An 18,939-nucleotide genomic window follows, 5' to 3' on the forward strand; every position below is an offset into this window, starting at 1 on the left:
TATCCCACACTCGTCCTGTTCCTCTTAAACAACACAACAAATCCCCTGCATCTGGTATGCAGGGGATTGCAAATAGTGATATAGGAATCAGATATCGACTGAGCCGGTATATACCACCTGCGCAGGGCCGGTCATATACACATGATTATCGTCCTCGTTCCATTCGATGAACAAGTCGCCGCCCTTCAGGCTGATAACCGCCGAGCGATCCGTCACTCCGTTCAGCACGGAGGAGACCAGCGTCGCGCAGGCGCCTGTTCCGCAGGCCAGAGTAGGACCGGCACCGCGTTCCCAGACGCGCATGTCCACGTGACCGCGGTTGACGACGGTGGCGAACTCTACGTTTACTTTACGCGGGAAGAGCGGATGAACCTCAAGCTTCGGTCCCCAGGTTGCGAGATCGAACGATACCGCATCGTCCACATAAATGACTGCATGCGGATTCCCCATGGAGACTGCGGTGAACCGGAACGCTGTGCCGTCCGCTTCAATCGGCTGGTCCAGCACAGGCTCTGCGTCGATCGCTACAGGAATCTGCGGTCCGGACAGAACCGGCTCGCCCATATCCACCGTTACGCTCTCCACGATCCCGTCCTTCACCTTCAGGGAGACCTTCTGTTCTCCGGCGCCAATCGTCTCAATGACTATCTGCTCCGATTCCACCAGACCCTGCTCATATACATATTTGGATACACAGCGGATCGCATTGCCGCATTGCTCAGCCTCGGAGCCATCGGAGTTCATGATACGCATCATGTAATCGCCGCGCTGCGAAGGAAGAATGTACACCAGTCCGTCTGCGCCGATGCCAAAGAACCGGTTGCACAGCGTAACTGCCAGCTCCGGGGCATTGCCCGGCAGCTCATCCTCGCCGAATACGATGATAAAATCATTGCCCAAACCGTGCATTTTAGTAAATTCCATTGTCAGGTCCACTCCTATAAGTAAGATCAGCTGTTTCCACATTCCTGGTTCATCATAAACCAAGCTTCTCAGTGAAACCAGCATACCTTATAGGAGTGGAGTGAGGCTATTGATTTTATGCTGAAAACTTTGTACTTTTTATCATCTGCCGTCCGCCGCTGCGGCTGCGGTTCTTCTTGCCGCCCCAGACGCTGCCCGCTCCCATCAGGAAGGTCGGGATTCCGGCCATGACCAGCACCAGGCACCATTCACGGAAGCTGAGCGGAACGGTCTTGAACACCGGCTGAAGCACAGGGAGGTACATTACAGCCAGCATTAAGAGGACAGAGGACAGGACAGCCAGGACCAGATATCTGTTCTGGAACGGATTCCGGTAGAAGACCGAGCGCGAGCTGCGGCAGTCGAACACATGAATGAGCTGGGCCATCACAAGGGTGGCAAAAGCAACCGACTGCGCGCGGATCAACTGCTGCGCACTGCCTGGATCAATCCGCAGCGTCAGCCAGAAGGCAGCCAGGGTGCAGAGTCCGATCAGCAGTCCGCGGCTGACAATCTTCCAGCCCAGACGCCGGGCAAAGATATTCTCCTTCGCCCCGCGCGGCTTGTGCTCCATCAGATCCTTCTCCGGCTGGTCTACGCCCAGCGCCATTGCGGGCAAGCCGTCTGTAACCAGATTGACCCACAGAATCTGGATCGGAACCAGCGGCAGCGGCAGCCCGAGCATCATGGCGAAGAACATGGTCAGAATCTCGCCGACATTCGAAGCCAGCAGATACCGGATGAACTTGCGGATATTCTCATAGATATTCCGTCCCTCTTCAATGGCAGCCACAATGGTCGAGAAGTTATCGTCCCCCAGGACCAGAGCCGAAGCCTCCTTCGTCACATCCGTGCCGGTAATCCCCATCGAGATCCCGATGTCGGCAGCCTTGATCGCAGGCGCATCGTTCACCCCATCGCCGGTCATCGCAACGACGTGGCCGTGGCGCTGCAGCGACTTGACAATCCGCAGCTTATGCTCCGGCGATACCCGGGCGTAGACGAACACGCTGTCGGAGACCTTATCCAGCGCGTCATCGTCCATCCGGGTAAGCTCGCTCCCCGTCAGAACCCTGCCGCCGCGCTGCAGAATGCCGAGCTGATGGGCAATCGCCTCTGCCGTCGTCCCATGGTCGCCGGTAATCATCACTGTCTTGATGCCTGCCCGGCGGGTTACGCTGATTGCATCGCGCACTTCCTTGCGCGGCGGATCGATCATCCCGGCCAGACCCACGAAGACAAGCTGGCTTTCTGCTTCCTTCTCGCTGCCGGCCGTTTCTCCGCTCCGCAGATCGCGGTAAGCCATCCCGAGCACACGCAGTGCGCCGGAAGCCATCTGTTCATTGGCATCCAGCACCTTCTGGCGCAAGGTCGGCGTGCAGGGCACGACTCCGCCCTCCCACAGCATATACGTGCAGCAATTCAGGAGCACGTCAGGTGCGCCTTTGGTGCAAATCATCCGGCCGCCGGGGTGATTCACAACCACCGACATCAGCTTACGTTCGGAATCGAACGGAAACTCCGTCTCACGGGTATAGGTTACGGCAAGCGCCTGGGCAGTTAGTCCCATTTTGGCAGACAAAGCGACCAATGCACCTTCCGTAGGATCGCCCTTCAGTTCCCAGACCGGCTGGGCGTTAGCCCCTTTATCGGCCTCTGCGCCTTTGCCTTTCTTTTTGCTGCGCGTGTCGGGGTAGCTCTCAAAAATCTCTGCATTGCTGCATAATGCGCCCACCTGAAGCATACGCCGCAGACTCTGATCATTCTTCAAATCAACGGGCCGGCCCTTCTGCAGCACACTGCCTACCGGAGCATAGCCTTCCCCTGATACCTCAAGGGTCCGTCCGGCATTCCAGAGCTGGGTGACTGTCATTTTGTTCTGTGTCAGGGTTCCTGTCTTATCCGAGCAGATGACGGAGGCACAGCCGAGGGTCTCTACCGAAGGCAGCTTGCGGACAATCGCCTTGCGCTTGATCATCCGCTGTACACCCAGCGCAAGCGCAATCGTCACAATGGCCGGAAGTCCTTCGGGAATAGCTGCCACTGCCAGACTTACCCCGGCCAGGAACATCGCCGTTGCCGGCTGACCATGCATAATTCCTGCCAGGACCACAACAATGGTCAGTCCCAATGAGACGTAGATCAGAATCTTGCCGAGCTGCTCCAGACGGTGCTGCAGCGGGGTCTCCTGGGATTCGGTGTTCTGAATCAGATCGGCAATCTTGCCCATCTCGGTAGCCATACCGGTGCGGATAACCACCGCCCGGCCGGTTCCCCGGGTCACCATCGTACCCATGAAGCCGATATTCTTCTGATCACCTAGCGGAATGTCTTCAGCATAGATCGCCGAGGCATGCTTGGAGACCGGCAGCGACTCCCCTGTCAGCGCCGACTCTTCGGCATAGATGCTGCTGCACTGCAGCCAGCGGACATCTGCCGGTATCCGGTCCCCGCTCTCCAGCAGGACGATATCTCCGGGAACCAGCATTCTGGCCGGAAGCACCTCCTGCTTGCCGCCGCGCATCACTTTGGCCGTAGGCGCGGAGAGCTGCTTCAGCGCTCTTAACGAACGCTCGGCGCGGAACTCCTGCACGAAGCCGAGTACCCCGTTCAGCAGAATAATCGCGATAATCGTAATGGCGTCTAAGTATTCGCCGAGCAGGCCGGATACCAGTGTCGCCCCCATCAGCACCAGTACCATGAAATCCTTGAACTGATTGAGCAGCAGCGTAAAAGGCGATACCCTTTTGCCCTCAGACAGCTCATTGTACCCGCTCTCTTTGCGTCTTGCGGCGGCGTCCTCGGCGCTTAGCCCCGTTCCCGGCTGAACGCCGAACATCTCCTGCAGCTCCTCTGCACCGAGCCGGTGCCAGCTTTTTTGTTCCATAACTAATCTTTCCCCTCCCGGTCGTTTCTTGACTTCCGGCGGCGCACAGCTTTTCCACCTGTTCATGTCCAAGTGTATTCATGGTCGTCCCAAAATATCACCGCATCTGGGTTTCTCCTTTTGCGCGAACCGGTAAAAGTATGGCATCATAGAGGGAGTACTTTATTATCAGGCGACAGGAGAACCTTATCATGGCATTAGACGGCATTGTTACCCAAGCGATCGTGCATGAGCTTCAGCCCTTCATCGGTGCACGCGTCGGCAAAATATATCAACCCAGCACACATGACCTCATCTTCACCCTGCGCGGTGCGGGCGGCGGCGGCAAGCTGCTGCTGTCGGCGAACCCGACCTACCCCCGGCTGCACCTGACCGAGAGAAGCAGCATCAACCCGGCGGAAGCGCCGATGTTCTGCATGCTGATGCGCAAGCATTGTGAAGGCGGCACCATCGAGAGCATTACCCAGGTGGGGCTTGAACGAATTATTCATATCACCATCAGAACCCGGGATGAGCTGGGGGATGTCTCCGCCAAAAAAATCATCATCGAGCTGATGGGACGCCACAGCAACATCATTCTGACCGAGCTGGCCACGGGGACGATTATCGACGGCATTCATCATGTCACCCCGTCCATCAGCAGCTACCGGGTCGTTATGCCGGGAGCGGCTTATACCCAGCCGCCGCAGCAGCATAAGCTGAATCCGCTGCAGATCAGCCAGCCAGATTTCCTTACCCTGATAGCCTCGGCAGAGGAAGCGGCCCGCTACGCCGCCGAGCATCCTCAGGAGCCGGAGGAGGATATGATCGAGGGCGAGATCGCCGGACTGCTGGCCTCACTTGAGGCTCCGCAGGCTGACGGCTCCGGCGGCCCGGCCCCTTCAGCCGATCCGGCCGGCTGGCTGGTCCACGCCTTCAGCGGCCTGAGTCCGCTGATCGCCGGAGAGATCCTCCACCGGTACAAGGAGATAGGCGGAGAAGCTGAGGACTTCCGCAGCGGGATGGATAAGCCCGAACAGCTCTGGGAAGCCTTCCATTCCGTCATGGAGCCGGTCAGCAAGCAGGAATTCGCTCCTGTCACCGGTTGGAATGCCAAGGGCAAGCCTGTCTTCTCAGCCATTCCGCTGAAGCTCATGAGCGGGAATGTGAAGCATTACAGCTCCATAAGCTTGTGCCTGGAGGATTATTACGGGGACAAGGCGGAGAAAGACACGGTTAAGCAGCGGGTTAGCGACCTGATCCGCTTCCTCAGCAACGAGCGCAGCAAGAACATCAAGAAGCTGGCCAACCTGCAAAAGGATCTGAACGAAGCCGAGGATGCGGACCAATTCCGGATCTGGGGCGAGCTGCTGTTCGCTTCCCTGCACACCGTGAACAAAGGCGACAAGGAAGCAAAGCTAGTAAACTACTATGATGAGAATCAGGCGGAGATTACCGTTCCGCTCGACCCGCTGCTAAGCCCTACGGACAATGCACAGCGGTATTTCAAAAAATATAACAAGTACAAGAACAGCCTGCGGGTGATCGGCGAGCAGGTCAAGAAGACGCACGAAGAGATTGCCTATATGGAACTGCTGCTCCAGCAATTAGCCCATGCCTCACTGAATGACATTGAGGAGATCCGCGAGGAGCTGGTCAGCCAAGGCTACTTACGTGACCGCAGCAAAAAAGGCAAGAAGAAAAAGAAGGCGGCCAGACCTACGCTGCAGGTGTTCACTTCCTCTGAAGGGGTTGACATCTATGTCGGCAAAAACAATCTGCAAAACGAGTATGTCACCAACCGGCTCGCTGCGCCGAACGATACCTGGCTGCATACCAAGGATATTCCCGGCTCGCATGTGGTGATCCGCAGCGAGGAATTCGGCGATGCCACCCTGGAGGAAGCCGCCCAGCTCGCCGCCTATTACAGCCAGGCCAAGCAATCCAGCAGTGTACCGGTGGACTGTACGCTCATCCGTTACGTGCGCAAGCCGAGCGGAGCCAAGCCGGGCTTCGTCATCTACGATCATCAGCGGACACTCTTCGTCACGCCCGATGAGGAGCGGATCAAGCAGCTGCCGAATGTGCTGCGTAGTTAAGCGAAAAACCGAACACATTGGGCTGGTGCGAAGGTAACTGGCACATTGTATGTGGAAAACCGAATACAATCGGCTCGCGAAAGGCGCATGGGCCAAATGTGTGCGGAAAACAGCACACAATCGGCTCGCGAAAGGCGCATGGGCCAAATGTGTGCGGAAAACAGCATACAATCGGCTCGCGAAAGGCGCACGGGCCAAATGTATGCGGAAAACAGCATACAATCGGCTCGCGAAAGGCGCACGGGCCAAATGTATGTGGAAAACAGCACACAATCGGCTCGCGAAAGGCGCGTGGACCAAATGTGTGCGATAAACAGCATATAATAGCAGGTGGTTTACTCTTACTGATCATGTGCTCTACTAACAGTAAGGATTGCTCTTACCAAAAAACCTCCGTCCTGTAGCGCCTGCGCTAAGGGTCGGAGGTTTTTAGTGTCTTGTATCTGGTGTCTGGTGTCTGGCGTTTTGTGTTTTTGTATCCTGCGCTCTTTGCTGTGTCTTGCGTTCAGCCTCTGGCAGCCTTAAGCTGCTCCAGCACAGCGGCAGGCACACTCACACTGCCGAGATCCCCGTGGAAAACAACGCCCTGCCGCGCACCATGGAAATCCGAGCCGCCGGTTACCCGCAGGCCGAATTCCGCAGCCAGTGCAAGGTAGCGCTCATGCTCTGCCGGGCCGTGATCGGAATGATACACCTCGATGCCGTCCAAATCACATTCCTCCACGATTCTGCGCACCAGCGCGTCATCCCCGTAGATTCCCGGATGGGCCAACACCGCTGCACCTCCTGCTTCACGAATCCACTGGCAGGCCGTCTCCGGGGTAATGCGCGGAGGCGAGACATAGGCCGCTGCACCTTCGCCCAGATACTTGTCGAAGGCATCCCGCATATCTTCGGCTGCACCCAGCCGCACCAGCTCATCTGCGATGTGCGGGCGGCCGATGCTCTCATCAGGCTTCAGCTCCCGGCCAAGCCCTGACACTACCTGCTCCAGGGTGATCGCAATGCCCAGCCCGCGCAGCTTCTCCAGAATTGCTTCATTACGCCCGAGCCGGATACCCCGCTGCTCCTCCAGGCGGGACAACAGCAGTTCCTGTTCTATGTCGATATAGTAACCGAGAACATGGATCTCCTTACCGCTCTGCCGTGTGCTGATCTCTACACCGGGAACTACAGTAATCCCGTACCGCTTGCCTGCTTCCAGTGCTTCCGCTACTCCGCTGACCGTATCATGATCGGTAATGGCTACCGCTGCCAAACCGGCCTCGTAACCAAGCCGCACATTCTCTGCCGGCGGCTGCATGCCGTCCGAGGCCTGGGTATGGGTGTGCAGGTCGCATCTGCCGGCAGTATCAGCAAGACCCGCGGTAGCGAACTCCGCCTCTGATTGCCCGATATGACTTGTAGGGTCTGTCATGGAATTCCTCCGTTCTTTCAAGTAAGTTTACATGCTTTTATGCAGCTACACGCAGCCAGCTATGCATATCCGTTACTGTCCGCCGGCATGCTGGCGCAGGAAGCTTAGGAAGGTTACCGCCGAGATCGGCAGCAAGGTCGATTTCAGATGAATGGCGTAGAATTGCCGTTTGAAGGAGGCATCCGTCAGATTGACAATCTTCAGCAGGCCGAGCGCTACTTCATGCTTGACCGAGGAGGTCGAGATAATCGTAATCCCCAGCCCCGCCTCTACCGCCGACTTCACCGCACCGGTACTGCCCAGTTCCATCACAATCTGCATCGCCGCAGGGTCAAGCCCGTTAGCCTCAAGCTGCTCCTCCATCACCCGCCGTGTACCCGAGCCGCGTTCGCGCAGCACGAATGGATAGGCGAGCGCCTGCGCAAGCGTTACTTCCGCCTGACCGGCCAGCGGATGCTCATGGGGCACGATCAGCTTCAGCTCATCGCCCATTACCGGCTCAATCACCATGTCCGGGTGGGAGACCGGCGCTTCAATCAGCCCGAAATTCAGCTGATGCTTATGAATCTCATCCATAATCTGTGAAGTGTTCATCACCTTCATCATAATCGAGATATTCGGATATTCCTTGCCGAAAGGCCCCAGCAGGCGGGGAAGCACATATTCACCGATGGTCAGGCTGGCTCCGAGCATCAGGCGGCCCTCCAGCATGTGCGTGAAGGCCGACATCGCCTGGTCCGTCTCGCGCATCAGCTGCATGCTGCGCACCGCGAACGGCATCAGCGTCAGGCCGGCCTCGGTGAGTATGATTTTTTTGGTGGAGCGGTCGAACAGCTTGGTTCCGAAATAATCCTCCAGCGCCTGAATCTGCATCGTCACCGCAGGCTGGGTCATATGCAGTGTCTGCGCCGCCGCCGAGAAGCTGCCCCGTTCGGACACGGTATAGAAAATATGAAGCTGATGAAAATTCATACGTTACTGACTCCTTCGCTAATTACAGTTGTAGAGTGTAGAGCAAAAAGGCACGCAGCCCCAAGCCGCATGCCTCCCTCATTTCAAGTATCCTACTTGCGCCTGCGGCGTTTCTTGGACAGCTTCATACTCCGGGAATGACGCAGCCAGGAATAGTATCTCTTGAGATCCCGGAGCTGCGGAGTCACCGATATTTTGCCCAGAAAAGACACGATTACCATGACATACAGAGGCTCTCCGGAGAGGGCCGTGACGCCCTCAAGCTGCCTGAAATCAACCACGATCACCGTATCATTATCGATCAGATAGGCATTATAATCACTGCTCGAGTAAGGCCTCAGCCGGTTCTGCTTCAGGGCCTGCCAGATCCAGGCGGTCACCTCCACATTCCCGCTGTCCTCAGCTGCTACCCGGTCCGCATAACGGCTCTTGGCATGCCGGGTCAGCACGATGTCGGCAATCCCGTAGTTATTCAGCATGATGTGGAAGGGTTCGTGCACCCCCCACCAGTCCATCCCCTTGCCCTGCAATAGTCATCACACTCCACGTAAAAAGGGTCTTGGCATGCTCTTATTGTTGTCAATCTTACCGCATTGACGGCCGTTGTTCAAGCATACCGCCATCCCCGGCAGTCTTGCAGTGCGAAACGTCAGCTGCCCGCCCGGTTAATCGTATAGAGCACAGGGATCGCCGCTCCAATGAGGATCACCCCCATAAATGCCGGTGCAGCCGCTCCAAGCGATACATAGAGCTGTCCGCCAATCAGCGGCCCGATCATTCTCGCCAGCGCCTGAATCGATTGGCTGCCCCCTTGAACCCGTCCCTGCTCGCCCGCTGCGGCAGATTTGGACAGCATTCCGTTGAACGAAGGCCCGAAGACTGAATCTCCGAAGCCGAAGATAAACATCCCTGCGATAAAAAGAGGATAAAAGGCGAACAAGGCCGACAACGCAAACAGGACATAACCAACAATTTCCGAGACCATTCCGAGGAGGGCAATTTGCCTGTCACTGTACCTTTTCAGGAGCTTCGGCATAATGAATCCTTGAGACAGAATATCCTGCAAACCCATGATGGAGAACATCAATCCGATGATCACCGGCTTCCAGCTGAAATTATCCAATGTGAACTGTGAAAAAATAGCCTGGAATGATCCATTCGGTATCCACAGCAGGAAGGCGGAGACAAACAGTCTATTGAGGTTCTTCATGGACAGCAGGTTCGCAAGCTGCGAGAAGGGGTTCAGCCTGACTAAGGAGATTGCCTTCAGTCTTTTACTTTTCTCCAGACTCTCCGGCATGAACAGGAAGCCATAACCCGCATTCAGTAACGTTACCGCTGCACCAACATACATGGGCACCGAATACCCGAACTTGGCCAGCAGCCCGCCCATCGACGGACCAATAATAGTACCGGCCCCTACCACCGCGCTCACCCAGCCAAAGTACTTGGTCCGTTGCTCCGATGGAAGAATGTCTGCAAAATAAGCGAAGATTGTACCGATGCTCCCGCCTGTGATCCCTTCAATAATCCGCCCGGCGAACAGCACCCATAAAGCCCCTCCAAGGCCAAATATGAAGTAACCGGCAGCAGAACCCAGCAGGCATAGCAGAAGCAAAGGACGCCGTCCGTATTTATCACTCAGCGCACCCAGCACAGGCGCCGCACAGAACAGGCAGGCCGCATACACTGAGGTCAGCAGGGTAATCATCACCGCTTGTTTTCCGGGATCGCTAATGTAAGGCTGGACGAGGAATGGAACCACAGGAGCTATAATGCTGAAGCCTATTCCGCATAAAAATACAGAGATTAGACCGAATATAAGCGCGTGCTTATCTACTGTTGGTTCAGAGGGTTGATCTTGATTTTGAGCGGGTCTGGATGTGGACATGTATCTTCTCTCCTTGGAGTTTATGATTTGTTTCCTAAGAAACAATATCATCCTAGCACATTTTTGATTCCAAGGAAACATAATTTTCAGCGTAAAAAAACACCCTTCCGGGTGAAAGTAACTCTGCCTCAACTATTCCGCTGAAGTATAGAGAGGAAATTAATCTTCTTCCGTGCTGTTCTCCAGCCCCAGCTCCTGCTTCTTAATCTCTTCATCCAAATGCCTGTTGTACTTCTCCATGAAGCTGAGCATACCGGCATACTGGCTATCGGTCACCTGCTCAAACACGGGTCTGTCCCGCTCCCGGAACTCACGGTGCAATTCGTCATGGATCTGATACACAGCCTTCCCTTGACCGGTAAGCCTGAAATAGATTTCCTTCTGATTGTCCGGCTTCTGGTAGCTCTCGATAAGCCCCTTGTGCAGGAGCTTCCGTGTAATCTTGCTGATCGCCCCTCTGGTCATGTACAACGCCTCTGCAAGCTTGGTCACGTTGACGTCTGCATGTCGTCCGATGTATTCAATACAGTGCACCTCCGAGGGTTTATTGCCCTTAAGACTGATCTCCATCTTCGACTTGTTCAGCCAGCTCATCTTATTGAATAATTCCCGGAAAGCGGTTAAGACCTGTTCCTCTTGGTTCATTGCCGGTCCCCCTCTAAAAAAACAGACGCCAGCGGCGTCTGTCTAAATAACCTTTATCCCTGAACTACAGACCGTAGTACTTGGACTTGTCCGGTCCGTTGCTGGTATATTCCGTCTTCAGTTCATTGCGGTACGAACGCTCAATCTTGCGCACATAAGAAAGTCTGCGGACATTCTTCATGACTTCCTCGGCGCGCTCCGCATTGACGTACATTACCGCATAGTGCATTTTACGGGAAACGTAGTGCAATGTGCCGTACTTCTCCAGGTTGCGCGCCGCCTTGACGTCGCTAACCCATACAATATAACCTGTCCGTTCCGCAAACATAAGCTCATCCGCCTCTCTTTCTCTATCTCCTCGCGGGTCAGCTTATCCGCAGGAGCATTTGCCGCCGCTGCCGCATCCGCCTTTGGGGGACGGATCATTGCTGGGGACCTTAATACTGTCCGAGACCGAGAATGCGATCGCCTCAGACATGGAATGAAGAATATCATCCAGCGTCTTCTCCGCATTCTTGAAGCGGACCACCGCTTCGAACTGCTCCAGCTCCCGCTCTACAGCCTCAACCTCATCCTTGGCCGAGTGATAGTTCGGGTGAAAATGACCAAACCGCTGTGTCTCCTCAAACAGCTCCTTCTTGCCTTGCAGCCGCTTGATGATGGCCTGGATTTCGGGATGGTTATCCACCTGTCCCTTCCAGTATAGGTAATCCGACACTTCTGCGGATTGATTAATCATATCGCCTAATTCATAGGCGTATGTCAGCACTTCGGCCATATCGACCGTATTTAATTCCGCTACGCTCATGAACTTCAACTCTTTTCTGCATTTAATGTTCTACCGCAGCGATAGACTACCTTATCATAACATATCCGCCCGCCTCAGCAGAAGAAGAATTTCTGTGCTTAAGCGGATGCAGCAGCTGAATTTCCTGCCAGTCCTCCGCTGCAAGCTCCGTCTCCTCTGCCGTCTCCGTTCCCGGGAGCAGCAGAATGCCCCGTACCTTCCATGGACGTCCGCTGATCCGCTCAGGAATGAAATCCGCTGCCTTGCCCCCGTAGGAGAGCCGGACCTTGATTCCCCAGCTTAGCGCCTGCTCCATTACCTTTTGCGCTGTAGTGACATGATACTGCCTCCACTGATTGAACCACATCTGCGGCACGGCCTCCTCACCCGGCAGCTCCAGCTTCGGGGGGCCGCCCCTGTCCAGCGGCAGGAGCTTCGGCGACGGTCCCGTTCCCAGCAGGCCCCGTTCCCCGGCTGCAGCAGGGAGCTCGTAGCGCAGCGCTGGTTCGTCCGGCCCAGACAGCTCGAACAGCCGCTGCTGGCCCGCAGCCCCGTTCAGGTCCCCTGCCCTTACGGACGGCGCCAGACCGGCGGCTGCCAGCTCCTTGCGCAGCTGCCCGGCAGCCTCCGGCCGGACGATGAAGTGGAGCGGGCCGATGCGGGTAACGATGTCCTGCAGCCGGGGATGGGCGGCGATTATCTCGCCCTCCTGCTCTCCGGCGCAGGACAGCAGAAGAACCTCCGCCAGTTCGGTCCGCCCGATCGCTCTGGCCCACTGGCGAAGCGCCAGCTCAACCTGCTCCGGCAATCCTCCGGCGGCATGGGCGTTCAGCCAGGAGATCACTTCACCCGGAGCGAAGCCCTGGTCCGCTGCGGCTTCCAGCCGCTCACGGGTCAGCCGGAAGCTCCAGAGATCCTCGTGATGCAGCAGCTCCGCACACCCGGCCAAGGTCCAGCGGACCGTATAAGGGACCTCCGGCGGAACCAGCACCTCGAAATCCGGCTGAACAATGAAGCCAGGGGACGCGGAAGCCGATGCTTGCGGCAGCGGGCTACGTGCGGCTTCAGCTGCTACGGGTCTCGGCGGGCTGAGGACGGTATCTTGAGCTTCGGCGGCGCTGTCCAGGATTGCTTGGCTGCTGGCCGATATGCTTGGGTTGCTACTACCTGCTTCCGAGATACTGTCTGTTCCTTGGACTCTATCTGGTGATTCGGTGCCGCTGACAGCTGTCGCTCGGGTGCTTTCTGCTATGCTTGGACTGCTGCTGGTTGTGTCCCGGTTACTGTCTGCTTCTTCTGCACCCTCTTGATGCTGCGGGGTTATTCCCAGGCTATGTCTGGTCAGCTGCGGCTTCATTGCCTTCCAGCGGAAGCACTCCGCCCCTTCCGCTGAAGACCCCAGCTCACACCAGCCGAAGGCGGCCAGAAGGCGAATCCAGGCAAGTGACGCCTGCTTAAGCCCTGAGTCTGAGCCTGTCCCTGCCGCCCCCGGTACAGGCCTCTCCCCGGCGAGACCATTCTCTCTCATCCAGCTTAGAACAGGCTCTACCGCAAACCACTCGTCCGCCTTAAACTCTGCTGCCGAGAGCAAATGTCTGAAATGCTGCTCCTCAGGCAGCGGAGTGCCGTAACGGCTGATTCCCAAGGTGTAGAGCGTATCCGTCATCTCTTGTGCGGTAAGAGCCAGCCAGCGTTGCAGCATCGTTCTGTCTAATCCATACCCGCTGCTGCCGCGGGTAATCAGCCCCAGTGTGCTCAGCAAATCAATCATTAATGTAACCCGCAGCGGATAACTTTGGTGACCGGCAGAGGACTCAAGCAGAGCCAGATACTCCCCCGGTATGGACAACCTTCCGGCTAACCGGCCAAGCTGCTTCTTATGTATCACTCCCTTAGAGGTCAGAGGCAGGCCTTCCTGGGCTATGAACAGCAGTCCCTGAAAGATCTCCCCTGCCAGTTCTGAACACGCTGCATGCTCAACCCGGACCGCCCCCTCCACCCGCACCTGCGGGCAGCCCGTCCAGAAGCTCCTCAGGATCAAGGGATACTGCTGCTGTGGAATCTGATACAGCCGCTCCCCCCACACCTTCTGACGCAGCTCCAGCATCCCGGTGTGAAGCAGTTCCTCCAGGGCCAGCAACTGCTCGGCTCTACACAGGAATTCAGGCCGCAGCCGCTCTACAGAATCCGCTGTACATGGCGAAGCCGCATGCTCTGCCGCTATCCGCAGCAGCACTTCACAAGCATCCGCAGACAGCCTGCTGATATCATCTGCCGGTTCCAGTTCCATCAGAGAACAGCTCCTTCCGCCGGGTCCAGCATCCGGACCCCGTATTCGTAGCCTTGCTCTGTCAGGAACATCCGGCGGCGCAGGGCGAAGTCCTGCTCCCGGCTGTCTCCCGTGACCAGCGTGTAGAAATACGCCCGGTTATCCCCCGGCTTCGGACGAAGGATGCGGCCCAGCCGCTGAGCCTCCTCCTGCCGGGAGCCGAAGGCGCCGGATACCTCAATTGCCACCGAGGCATCCGGCAGATTCACAGCAAAGTTCGCAACCTTGGAGACAATCAGCACCGGCAGCTTGCCTTCATTGAACGCAGCGTAGAGCGCATTCCGCTCCTTCTGCGGAGTCTTGCCCGTGATCAGAGGGGCCGCAAGCTCCGCCGCCATCTGCTCCAGCTGGTCGAGGTACTGTCCGATCACTAGAATCGACGCTGCGGGATGCGCCGCAGCAATCTGCGCTGCGGCCTGCGCCTTAGCCTGATTACCTGCCGCCAGCCGGAACTGCTCCTTCGCACCGGCATACACATATTGCTGCCGCAGCTTCTGGTTCATCGGAACGATGACCTCGATGCAATCGACAGCGGCAATCCATCCCTGCCGCTCCAGTACCTTCCAGGGCAGGTCGTAGCATCTCGGGCCGATCAGGGAGAACACATCCCCCTCCCGCCCGTCCTCCCGGACCAGCGTTGCTGTCAGTCCCAGCCGCCGCGTAGCCTGAATATCTGCGGTCGCCCGGAAGACAGGTGCCGGAAGCAGATGGACCTCGTCATAGATAATCAGCCCCCAGTTTCGTTCATGGAACAGATTCATGTGGGCAAACGCTCCACCCTTGGAGCGCCTGTGGGTCAGCATCTGATAGGTTGTAACGGTTACAGGCCGCACCTCCCGGTGCTCTCCCGTGTATTCCCCGACCTCATCTGCGCTCAGCGTGGTCCGCAGCAGCAGTTCCCCGCGCCACTGTTCTACAGAAGTCGTGCTCGAAGTAAGGATCAGTGTCTCGCACTGCAGCTGCTCCAGCACCGCAAGGCCGACAACCGTTTTGCCTGCCCCGCAGGGCAGCACGACCACACCGCTGCCTCCATGTCCGCCGGTTCCCTGGAACTTTCGGACAGCCTCCTGTTGATAATCCCGGAGCCTGAATCCGGCGCTGCTCTCTTCGCCCATTTCCCCTAGAGTTTCGCGCCAGGCTATCTTCAGCTTCTGCCCGTCCCGGTACCCGGCATAGTCAAGAACCGGATAACCCAGTCTGGTCATCTCCTGCTTCAGCAGACCCCGGTTCATCTTCGGACAATGGCTATGCAGCTCCCCGGTCCGGCGCAGGCCCAGCTCCTTCAGCTTCTGAGAGTCATCCAGTTCATCCAGCACACTCGCCCGGTCAGCGGTTAGCGTAACCAGCTGCGGATCACTCTCATCCGCGTGCAGATGCAAGCTTCCGTAACGGGACATCAGCAGCTCCATCTCCCCCTCGACCTCGGAAGGAATGCCCCACCTGGACAGCCTGCGCAGTCCTTCAATGACCTCTGCCGCTGTCTGTCCCCCGGCTGCTGCATTCCATAAGGACAACGGTGTGAGCCGGTAAGTGTGGTAGGCTGGAGGACTTTTAACAAGCTCGGCGAATCCGCTTAGAACCGCCCGTGCCTCCTCAAATCCCGGATGTCCGCATTCCAGCAGAATCGTCCGGTCATTCCGTGTGATACATGGCTCCGCCCCTGCTCCGCTCATCCTATTCCCTCCTTCTGTGCTATAGTGGTTCAATTTGTCCCTACAACGAAAAAGCCCACCTCCGCCTAACGGATATGAGCCATTCGTCATTCTATTAATGCGGCTGCTGCCGCTGTCAAGAATGAACCCTCCTGTCCACGTTACCATGGCATTTGAGAGTAGTTTTTCCTGGAGCGGTAACATTTATACGGATAAGGACTCATTCAGACAGGAGTCGGCCATAGCGACCAGCAGCTTCACGCCATAGAGCATGGCGTCCTCATCGAAATCAAATTTGCTGTGATGATGCGGATAGACGGCATCCTTGGCCGCATTGCCCGCACCGACGAAGATGAAGCAGCCGGGAATCTCCTGAACATAATAGGAAAAGTCCTCCGCCGGCATAATCTTCTCCATCAGCATCACATGGGCATCTGTACCCAGCGCCTCAGGGGCAACACGGGCGAAGCGTTCATACTCAGCAATGTCATTCACCAGCGGGGGGTACCCCATCAGATAATCCACCTTCGCCTCCGTACCATAGGCTGCGGCTATGGACGCCGCCAACTCTTCAATGCGGCGGCGGATCAGATGCCGCGTCTCTTCATCAAAGGCCCGCACCGTCCCGGTAATCCGGCAGCGCTCGGCAATGATGTTCTGGGCGGAACCGGCTTGCATCGTTCCCACGCTGACCACAGCAGGGCGCAGCGGATCCACGTTGCGGCTGACAATCGTCTGCAGCCCGGTAACCAGCGCCGCACCGGCCACAATGCTGTCTGCTGTGCGGTGGGGCATACCGCCGTGTCCGCCCCGGCCGGTCAGATCAATGAAGAACTCATCGGCCGAAGCCATCAGCGGCCCCGGCGCACTGCCTACCGTCCCGAGCGGGAACGGCGTCCACAGATGCAGCCCGTAGACAGCATCCGCCCCCGCAAGCACGCCTTCCGCAATCATGTCCACTGCACCGCCGGGACAGACCTCTTCCGCCGGCTGGAACAGAAAGCGAATCTCCCCCCTCAGTTCCTCCCGGCGGGAGCTGTAATACGCCGCCGCAGCCAGCAGCATGGCGGTATGCCCGTCATGCCCGCAGGCATGCATAACCCCGGGATGCTGGGAAGCATATTCCCGGCCGCTCTCCTCCGTAATATTCAACGCATCCATATCTGCACGCAGGACTACCGTTCTTCCAGTCTCCCGGCCCTTAAGTATGCCTGTCAATCCGTAGCCTGCTGCACTCCGCCGGACCTCAATTCCCAGCTCCGTGAGCCTTGCCCCGACATAAGCGGAGGTCTCCTTCTCCTGATAGGACAGCTCCGGATGACGGTGCAGATGGCGGCGCCATTTGATCATTTCCGGGAGCAGCTCCTTGATCTCTAACCTCTCCATAACTCTCCATTCCCTTCTCTGACAGCATCCTGCGGATAAGCCTGCGGGGCAAGCCCTTGAGCTCTGTCCGCTCCGCAGCCTGCCAACTTTCTTTTATTGTAGCAGAAACGCAAAAAAGTGGGTATTAATCCGCCCGTTCTACCTTGCACAACCCCGGGAAACAGACTATCATGAGGAAGAACAATAACAAATTTTAATTACAAATGAATCATTATACTTCATTAAGGGGAGTTGTGCGCTATGATATTTGAGAACACGGGCCTCGAAGGATTGAAGAGCGACCTTCTTTATCTCGACGAGAGTGCCTCCAAGGCAGGATTCATCAGATGGCAATGGGAATACTACCGCGCGACTTATGACTGCAAGATCGAAGACCGCAAGGACGGCGGCGAATACTTCCTGCGTATTAATACCCGTGCTGTGGAGGGGAAGCTGGAGAAGGCGGACGCGGTGCTGGCGATTGAAGCTGTCTATCTGGGCAAGGCCACATTCCCCCACGGGCTGGAATATGAATCTCCGGTGCCTCAGCCGGTGCTTGAGGTAGCCCGGAAGCATATTAATGAATTGAAAGCGCTGCTGGAAGTTTGAGTGCCGCGAAGGGAAAGACGGCCGCCAAAGCCAACCCGCCCAAAAGAGGAACGCCCGATTTCCAGCTGCTTATTCTCACCCTGCTGTTCGTGGGCTTCGGCCTGCTGATGGTGTTCAGCTCCAGTTCCAGCTTAACCCTTGCCAGTGAGAAATACAGCAATAATGCATTTTTCTTCGTCAAAAAACAACTGATCTGGGCTGTGCTGGGCAGCTTCATCATGTTCGTTGTCATGAATATCCACTACAGCAAATTCAAGAAATGGTATGCCCCGATCTTCGTGATTACACTTGTACTGCTGCTGTTCGTAGCCACCACCGAGGGGATTAACGGCGCCAAGAGCTGGATGAGTATCGGAACTCTTGGCATTCAGCCTACCGAGCTGGCCAAGATCTCCATCATTCTGTATCTGGCAGCCCTGATCACCAAAAAAGGCGAGCGCCTGCGCGATTTGCGGACAGGGTATATCCCTGTCATGATTATCGTCGGCATCGTAGCCGGACTGATTATGCTCCAGCCGGACTTCGGCTCCTGTATGATTCTTGTCGCAACCAGCGGACTGATCATCTATGCCGGCGGCGCCAGTATGAAGCACATCACAGGATCAATCGCCCTGCTTATTCTCGGGGTAGCGCTCGTCATCGGCGCGAAGGCAGCCATCGATTCCTTGTCCCCGCCAACCGAGAAAGCTGAGATTCAGAAGGATTACAAATTAGGCCGCATCGAAGCCTTCCTTGACCCGGAGAAAGATGCCTCGGGCAACGGCTATCATATCATGCAATCCCTGATCGCCCTGGGCGAAGGCGGAACACAAGGCTCCGGGTTTGGTAAGAGTATCCAAAAGCTTCACTACCTGCCTTATCCTTACACCGATTTTATATTTTCCGTCATCGGTGAGGAGCTCGGCTTTGTGGGAACCGCCTTGTTTCTGCTGCTCTACCTGTATTTCATCTGGAGAGGAATTCTGATTGCACTGCGGTGTACCGATCCCTTCGGCACCCTGGTCGGCATTGGAATCATGGGGCTCATCGCCATTCAGGCCTTCATCAATATCGGCGGTGTGACCAATACGATTCCGCTCACAGGGGTTACACTGCCCTTCATCAGCTACGGCGGCTCCTCGCTGCTCGTCACCATGCTCTGCATGGGGATCATGCTCAGCATCTCACGGGAGACCAACCGTCCGGCCAAGGAGGAAGTTGTGAAGTCTGTGACTACAGTCAGACAGGTACGCAACAACAGAAGTGCTGGCACCCGCGCACGCTAAATAGGCTACCTACATACAAATGAGGGTTGAGCCAACAAGTAGAAAGGCAGTCCGGAATATATTCCGGACTGCCTTTTGC

15 protein-coding genes are annotated in these 18,939 nt (G+C 56.7%); 3 read left to right on the plus strand and 12 right to left on the minus strand.

The features are described 5' to 3' along the window. Positions 1–87: 87 nt before the first annotated feature. Both dapF and NSS64_RS15160 read right to left on the minus strand, forming a co-directional pair. The gene (dapF, locus tag NSS64_RS15155) at positions 88–924 is read right to left on the minus strand and encodes a diaminopimelate epimerase (protein WP_340941337.1); all 837 of its coding nucleotides are present in this window, start codon (positions 922–924) and stop codon (positions 88–90) included. Positions 925–1,039: 115 nt separating this feature from the next. Next, positions 1,040–3,850 carry a calcium-translocating P-type ATPase, SERCA-type gene (locus NSS64_RS15160; RefSeq protein ID WP_341140642.1) on the minus strand — a complete coding sequence of 937 codons (2,811 nt, stop codon included), beginning with the start codon at positions 3,848–3,850 and terminating at the stop codon, positions 1,040–1,042. 191 nt (positions 3,851–4,041) lie between these two features. Here NSS64_RS15160 and NSS64_RS15165 point away from each other — a divergent pair, with 191 nt between their 5' ends. Next, on the plus strand, positions 4,042–5,928 hold the full coding sequence (locus NSS64_RS15165) for an Rqc2 family fibronectin-binding protein (protein ID WP_341140643.1): 1,887 nt from the start codon (positions 4,042–4,044) through the stop codon (positions 5,926–5,928). Positions 5,929–6,433: 505 nt separating this feature from the next. Here the strand turns inward: NSS64_RS15165 and NSS64_RS15170 are convergent. The 10 genes from NSS64_RS15170 to NSS64_RS15215 all read right to left on the minus strand — a co-directional run bounded on the left by NSS64_RS15170 (position 6,434) and on the right by NSS64_RS15215 (position 17,007). Then, positions 6,434–7,345 (minus strand): PHP domain-containing protein, encoded by a 912-nt coding sequence (locus tag NSS64_RS15170; protein WP_340941340.1) that lies wholly within the window; start codon positions 7,343–7,345, stop codon positions 6,434–6,436. Between the two features lie 72 nt (positions 7,346–7,417). Continuing rightward, complete coding sequence (locus NSS64_RS15175; RefSeq protein ID WP_036729432.1) at positions 7,418–8,317, minus strand: selenium metabolism-associated LysR family transcriptional regulator; 900 nt, start codon at positions 8,315–8,317, stop codon at positions 7,418–7,420. Between the two features lie 92 nt (positions 8,318–8,409). Beyond that, the gene (locus NSS64_RS15180) at positions 8,410–8,832 is read right to left on the minus strand and encodes a hypothetical protein (protein WP_341140644.1); all 423 of its coding nucleotides are present in this window, start codon (positions 8,830–8,832) and stop codon (positions 8,410–8,412) included. A 134-nt stretch (positions 8,833–8,966) separates the two neighbouring features. Beyond that, on the minus strand, positions 8,967–10,208 hold the full coding sequence (locus tag NSS64_RS15185) for an MFS transporter (protein ID WP_341140645.1): 1,242 nt from the start codon (positions 10,206–10,208) through the stop codon (positions 8,967–8,969). A gap of 159 nt (positions 10,209–10,367) precedes the next feature. Next, entirely contained in the window at positions 10,368–10,853 is a 486-nt protein-coding gene (locus NSS64_RS15190; protein ID WP_341140646.1) for a MarR family transcriptional regulator, read from the minus strand. Between the two features lie 64 nt (positions 10,854–10,917). After that, positions 10,918–11,181: a YlbG family protein gene (locus NSS64_RS15195; RefSeq protein ID WP_036694997.1), complete on the minus strand. Its 264-nt coding sequence runs from the start codon at positions 11,179–11,181 to the stop codon at positions 10,918–10,920. A 42-nt stretch (positions 11,182–11,223) separates the two neighbouring features. Further along, positions 11,224–11,661: a YlbF family regulator gene (locus NSS64_RS15200; protein ID WP_340941348.1), complete on the minus strand. Its 438-nt coding sequence runs from the start codon at positions 11,659–11,661 to the stop codon at positions 11,224–11,226. Between the two features lie 46 nt (positions 11,662–11,707). Continuing rightward, on the minus strand, positions 11,708–13,930 hold the full coding sequence (locus NSS64_RS15205) for a helicase-associated domain-containing protein (protein ID WP_341140647.1): 2,223 nt from the start codon (positions 13,928–13,930) through the stop codon (positions 11,708–11,710). Then, positions 13,930–15,642 carry a DNA repair helicase XPB gene (locus tag NSS64_RS15210; RefSeq protein WP_341140648.1) on the minus strand — a complete coding sequence of 571 codons (1,713 nt, stop codon included), beginning with the start codon at positions 15,640–15,642 and terminating at the stop codon, positions 13,930–13,932. The genes NSS64_RS15205 and NSS64_RS15210 overlap by 1 nt, the downstream gene beginning before the upstream one ends. Before the next feature lie 183 nt (positions 15,643–15,825). Continuing rightward, positions 15,826–17,007, minus strand: coding sequence for an amidohydrolase (locus tag NSS64_RS15215; RefSeq protein WP_340941351.1), 1,182 nt, complete (start codon positions 17,005–17,007; stop codon positions 15,826–15,828). A gap of 240 nt (positions 17,008–17,247) precedes the next feature. Between NSS64_RS15215 and NSS64_RS15220 the strand changes: the two genes are divergently transcribed. Continuing rightward, on the plus strand, positions 17,248–17,595 hold the full coding sequence (locus NSS64_RS15220; protein ID WP_076074345.1) for a YugN family protein: 348 nt from the start codon (positions 17,248–17,250) through the stop codon (positions 17,593–17,595). Further along, a complete protein-coding gene (gene ftsW / locus NSS64_RS15225) occupies positions 17,592–18,860 on the plus strand; it encodes a putative lipid II flippase FtsW (protein WP_341140649.1) in 1,269 nt (422 codons plus the stop codon). The genes NSS64_RS15220 and ftsW overlap by 4 nt, the downstream gene beginning before the upstream one ends. Positions 18,861–18,939 lie beyond the last annotated feature (79 nt).

The sequence above is a fragment of the Paenibacillus sp. FSL H8-0122 genome (assembly GCF_038005345.1).
In the GTDB taxonomy this organism is placed as follows: Bacteria; Bacillota; Bacilli; order Paenibacillales; family Paenibacillaceae; genus Paenibacillus_AQ.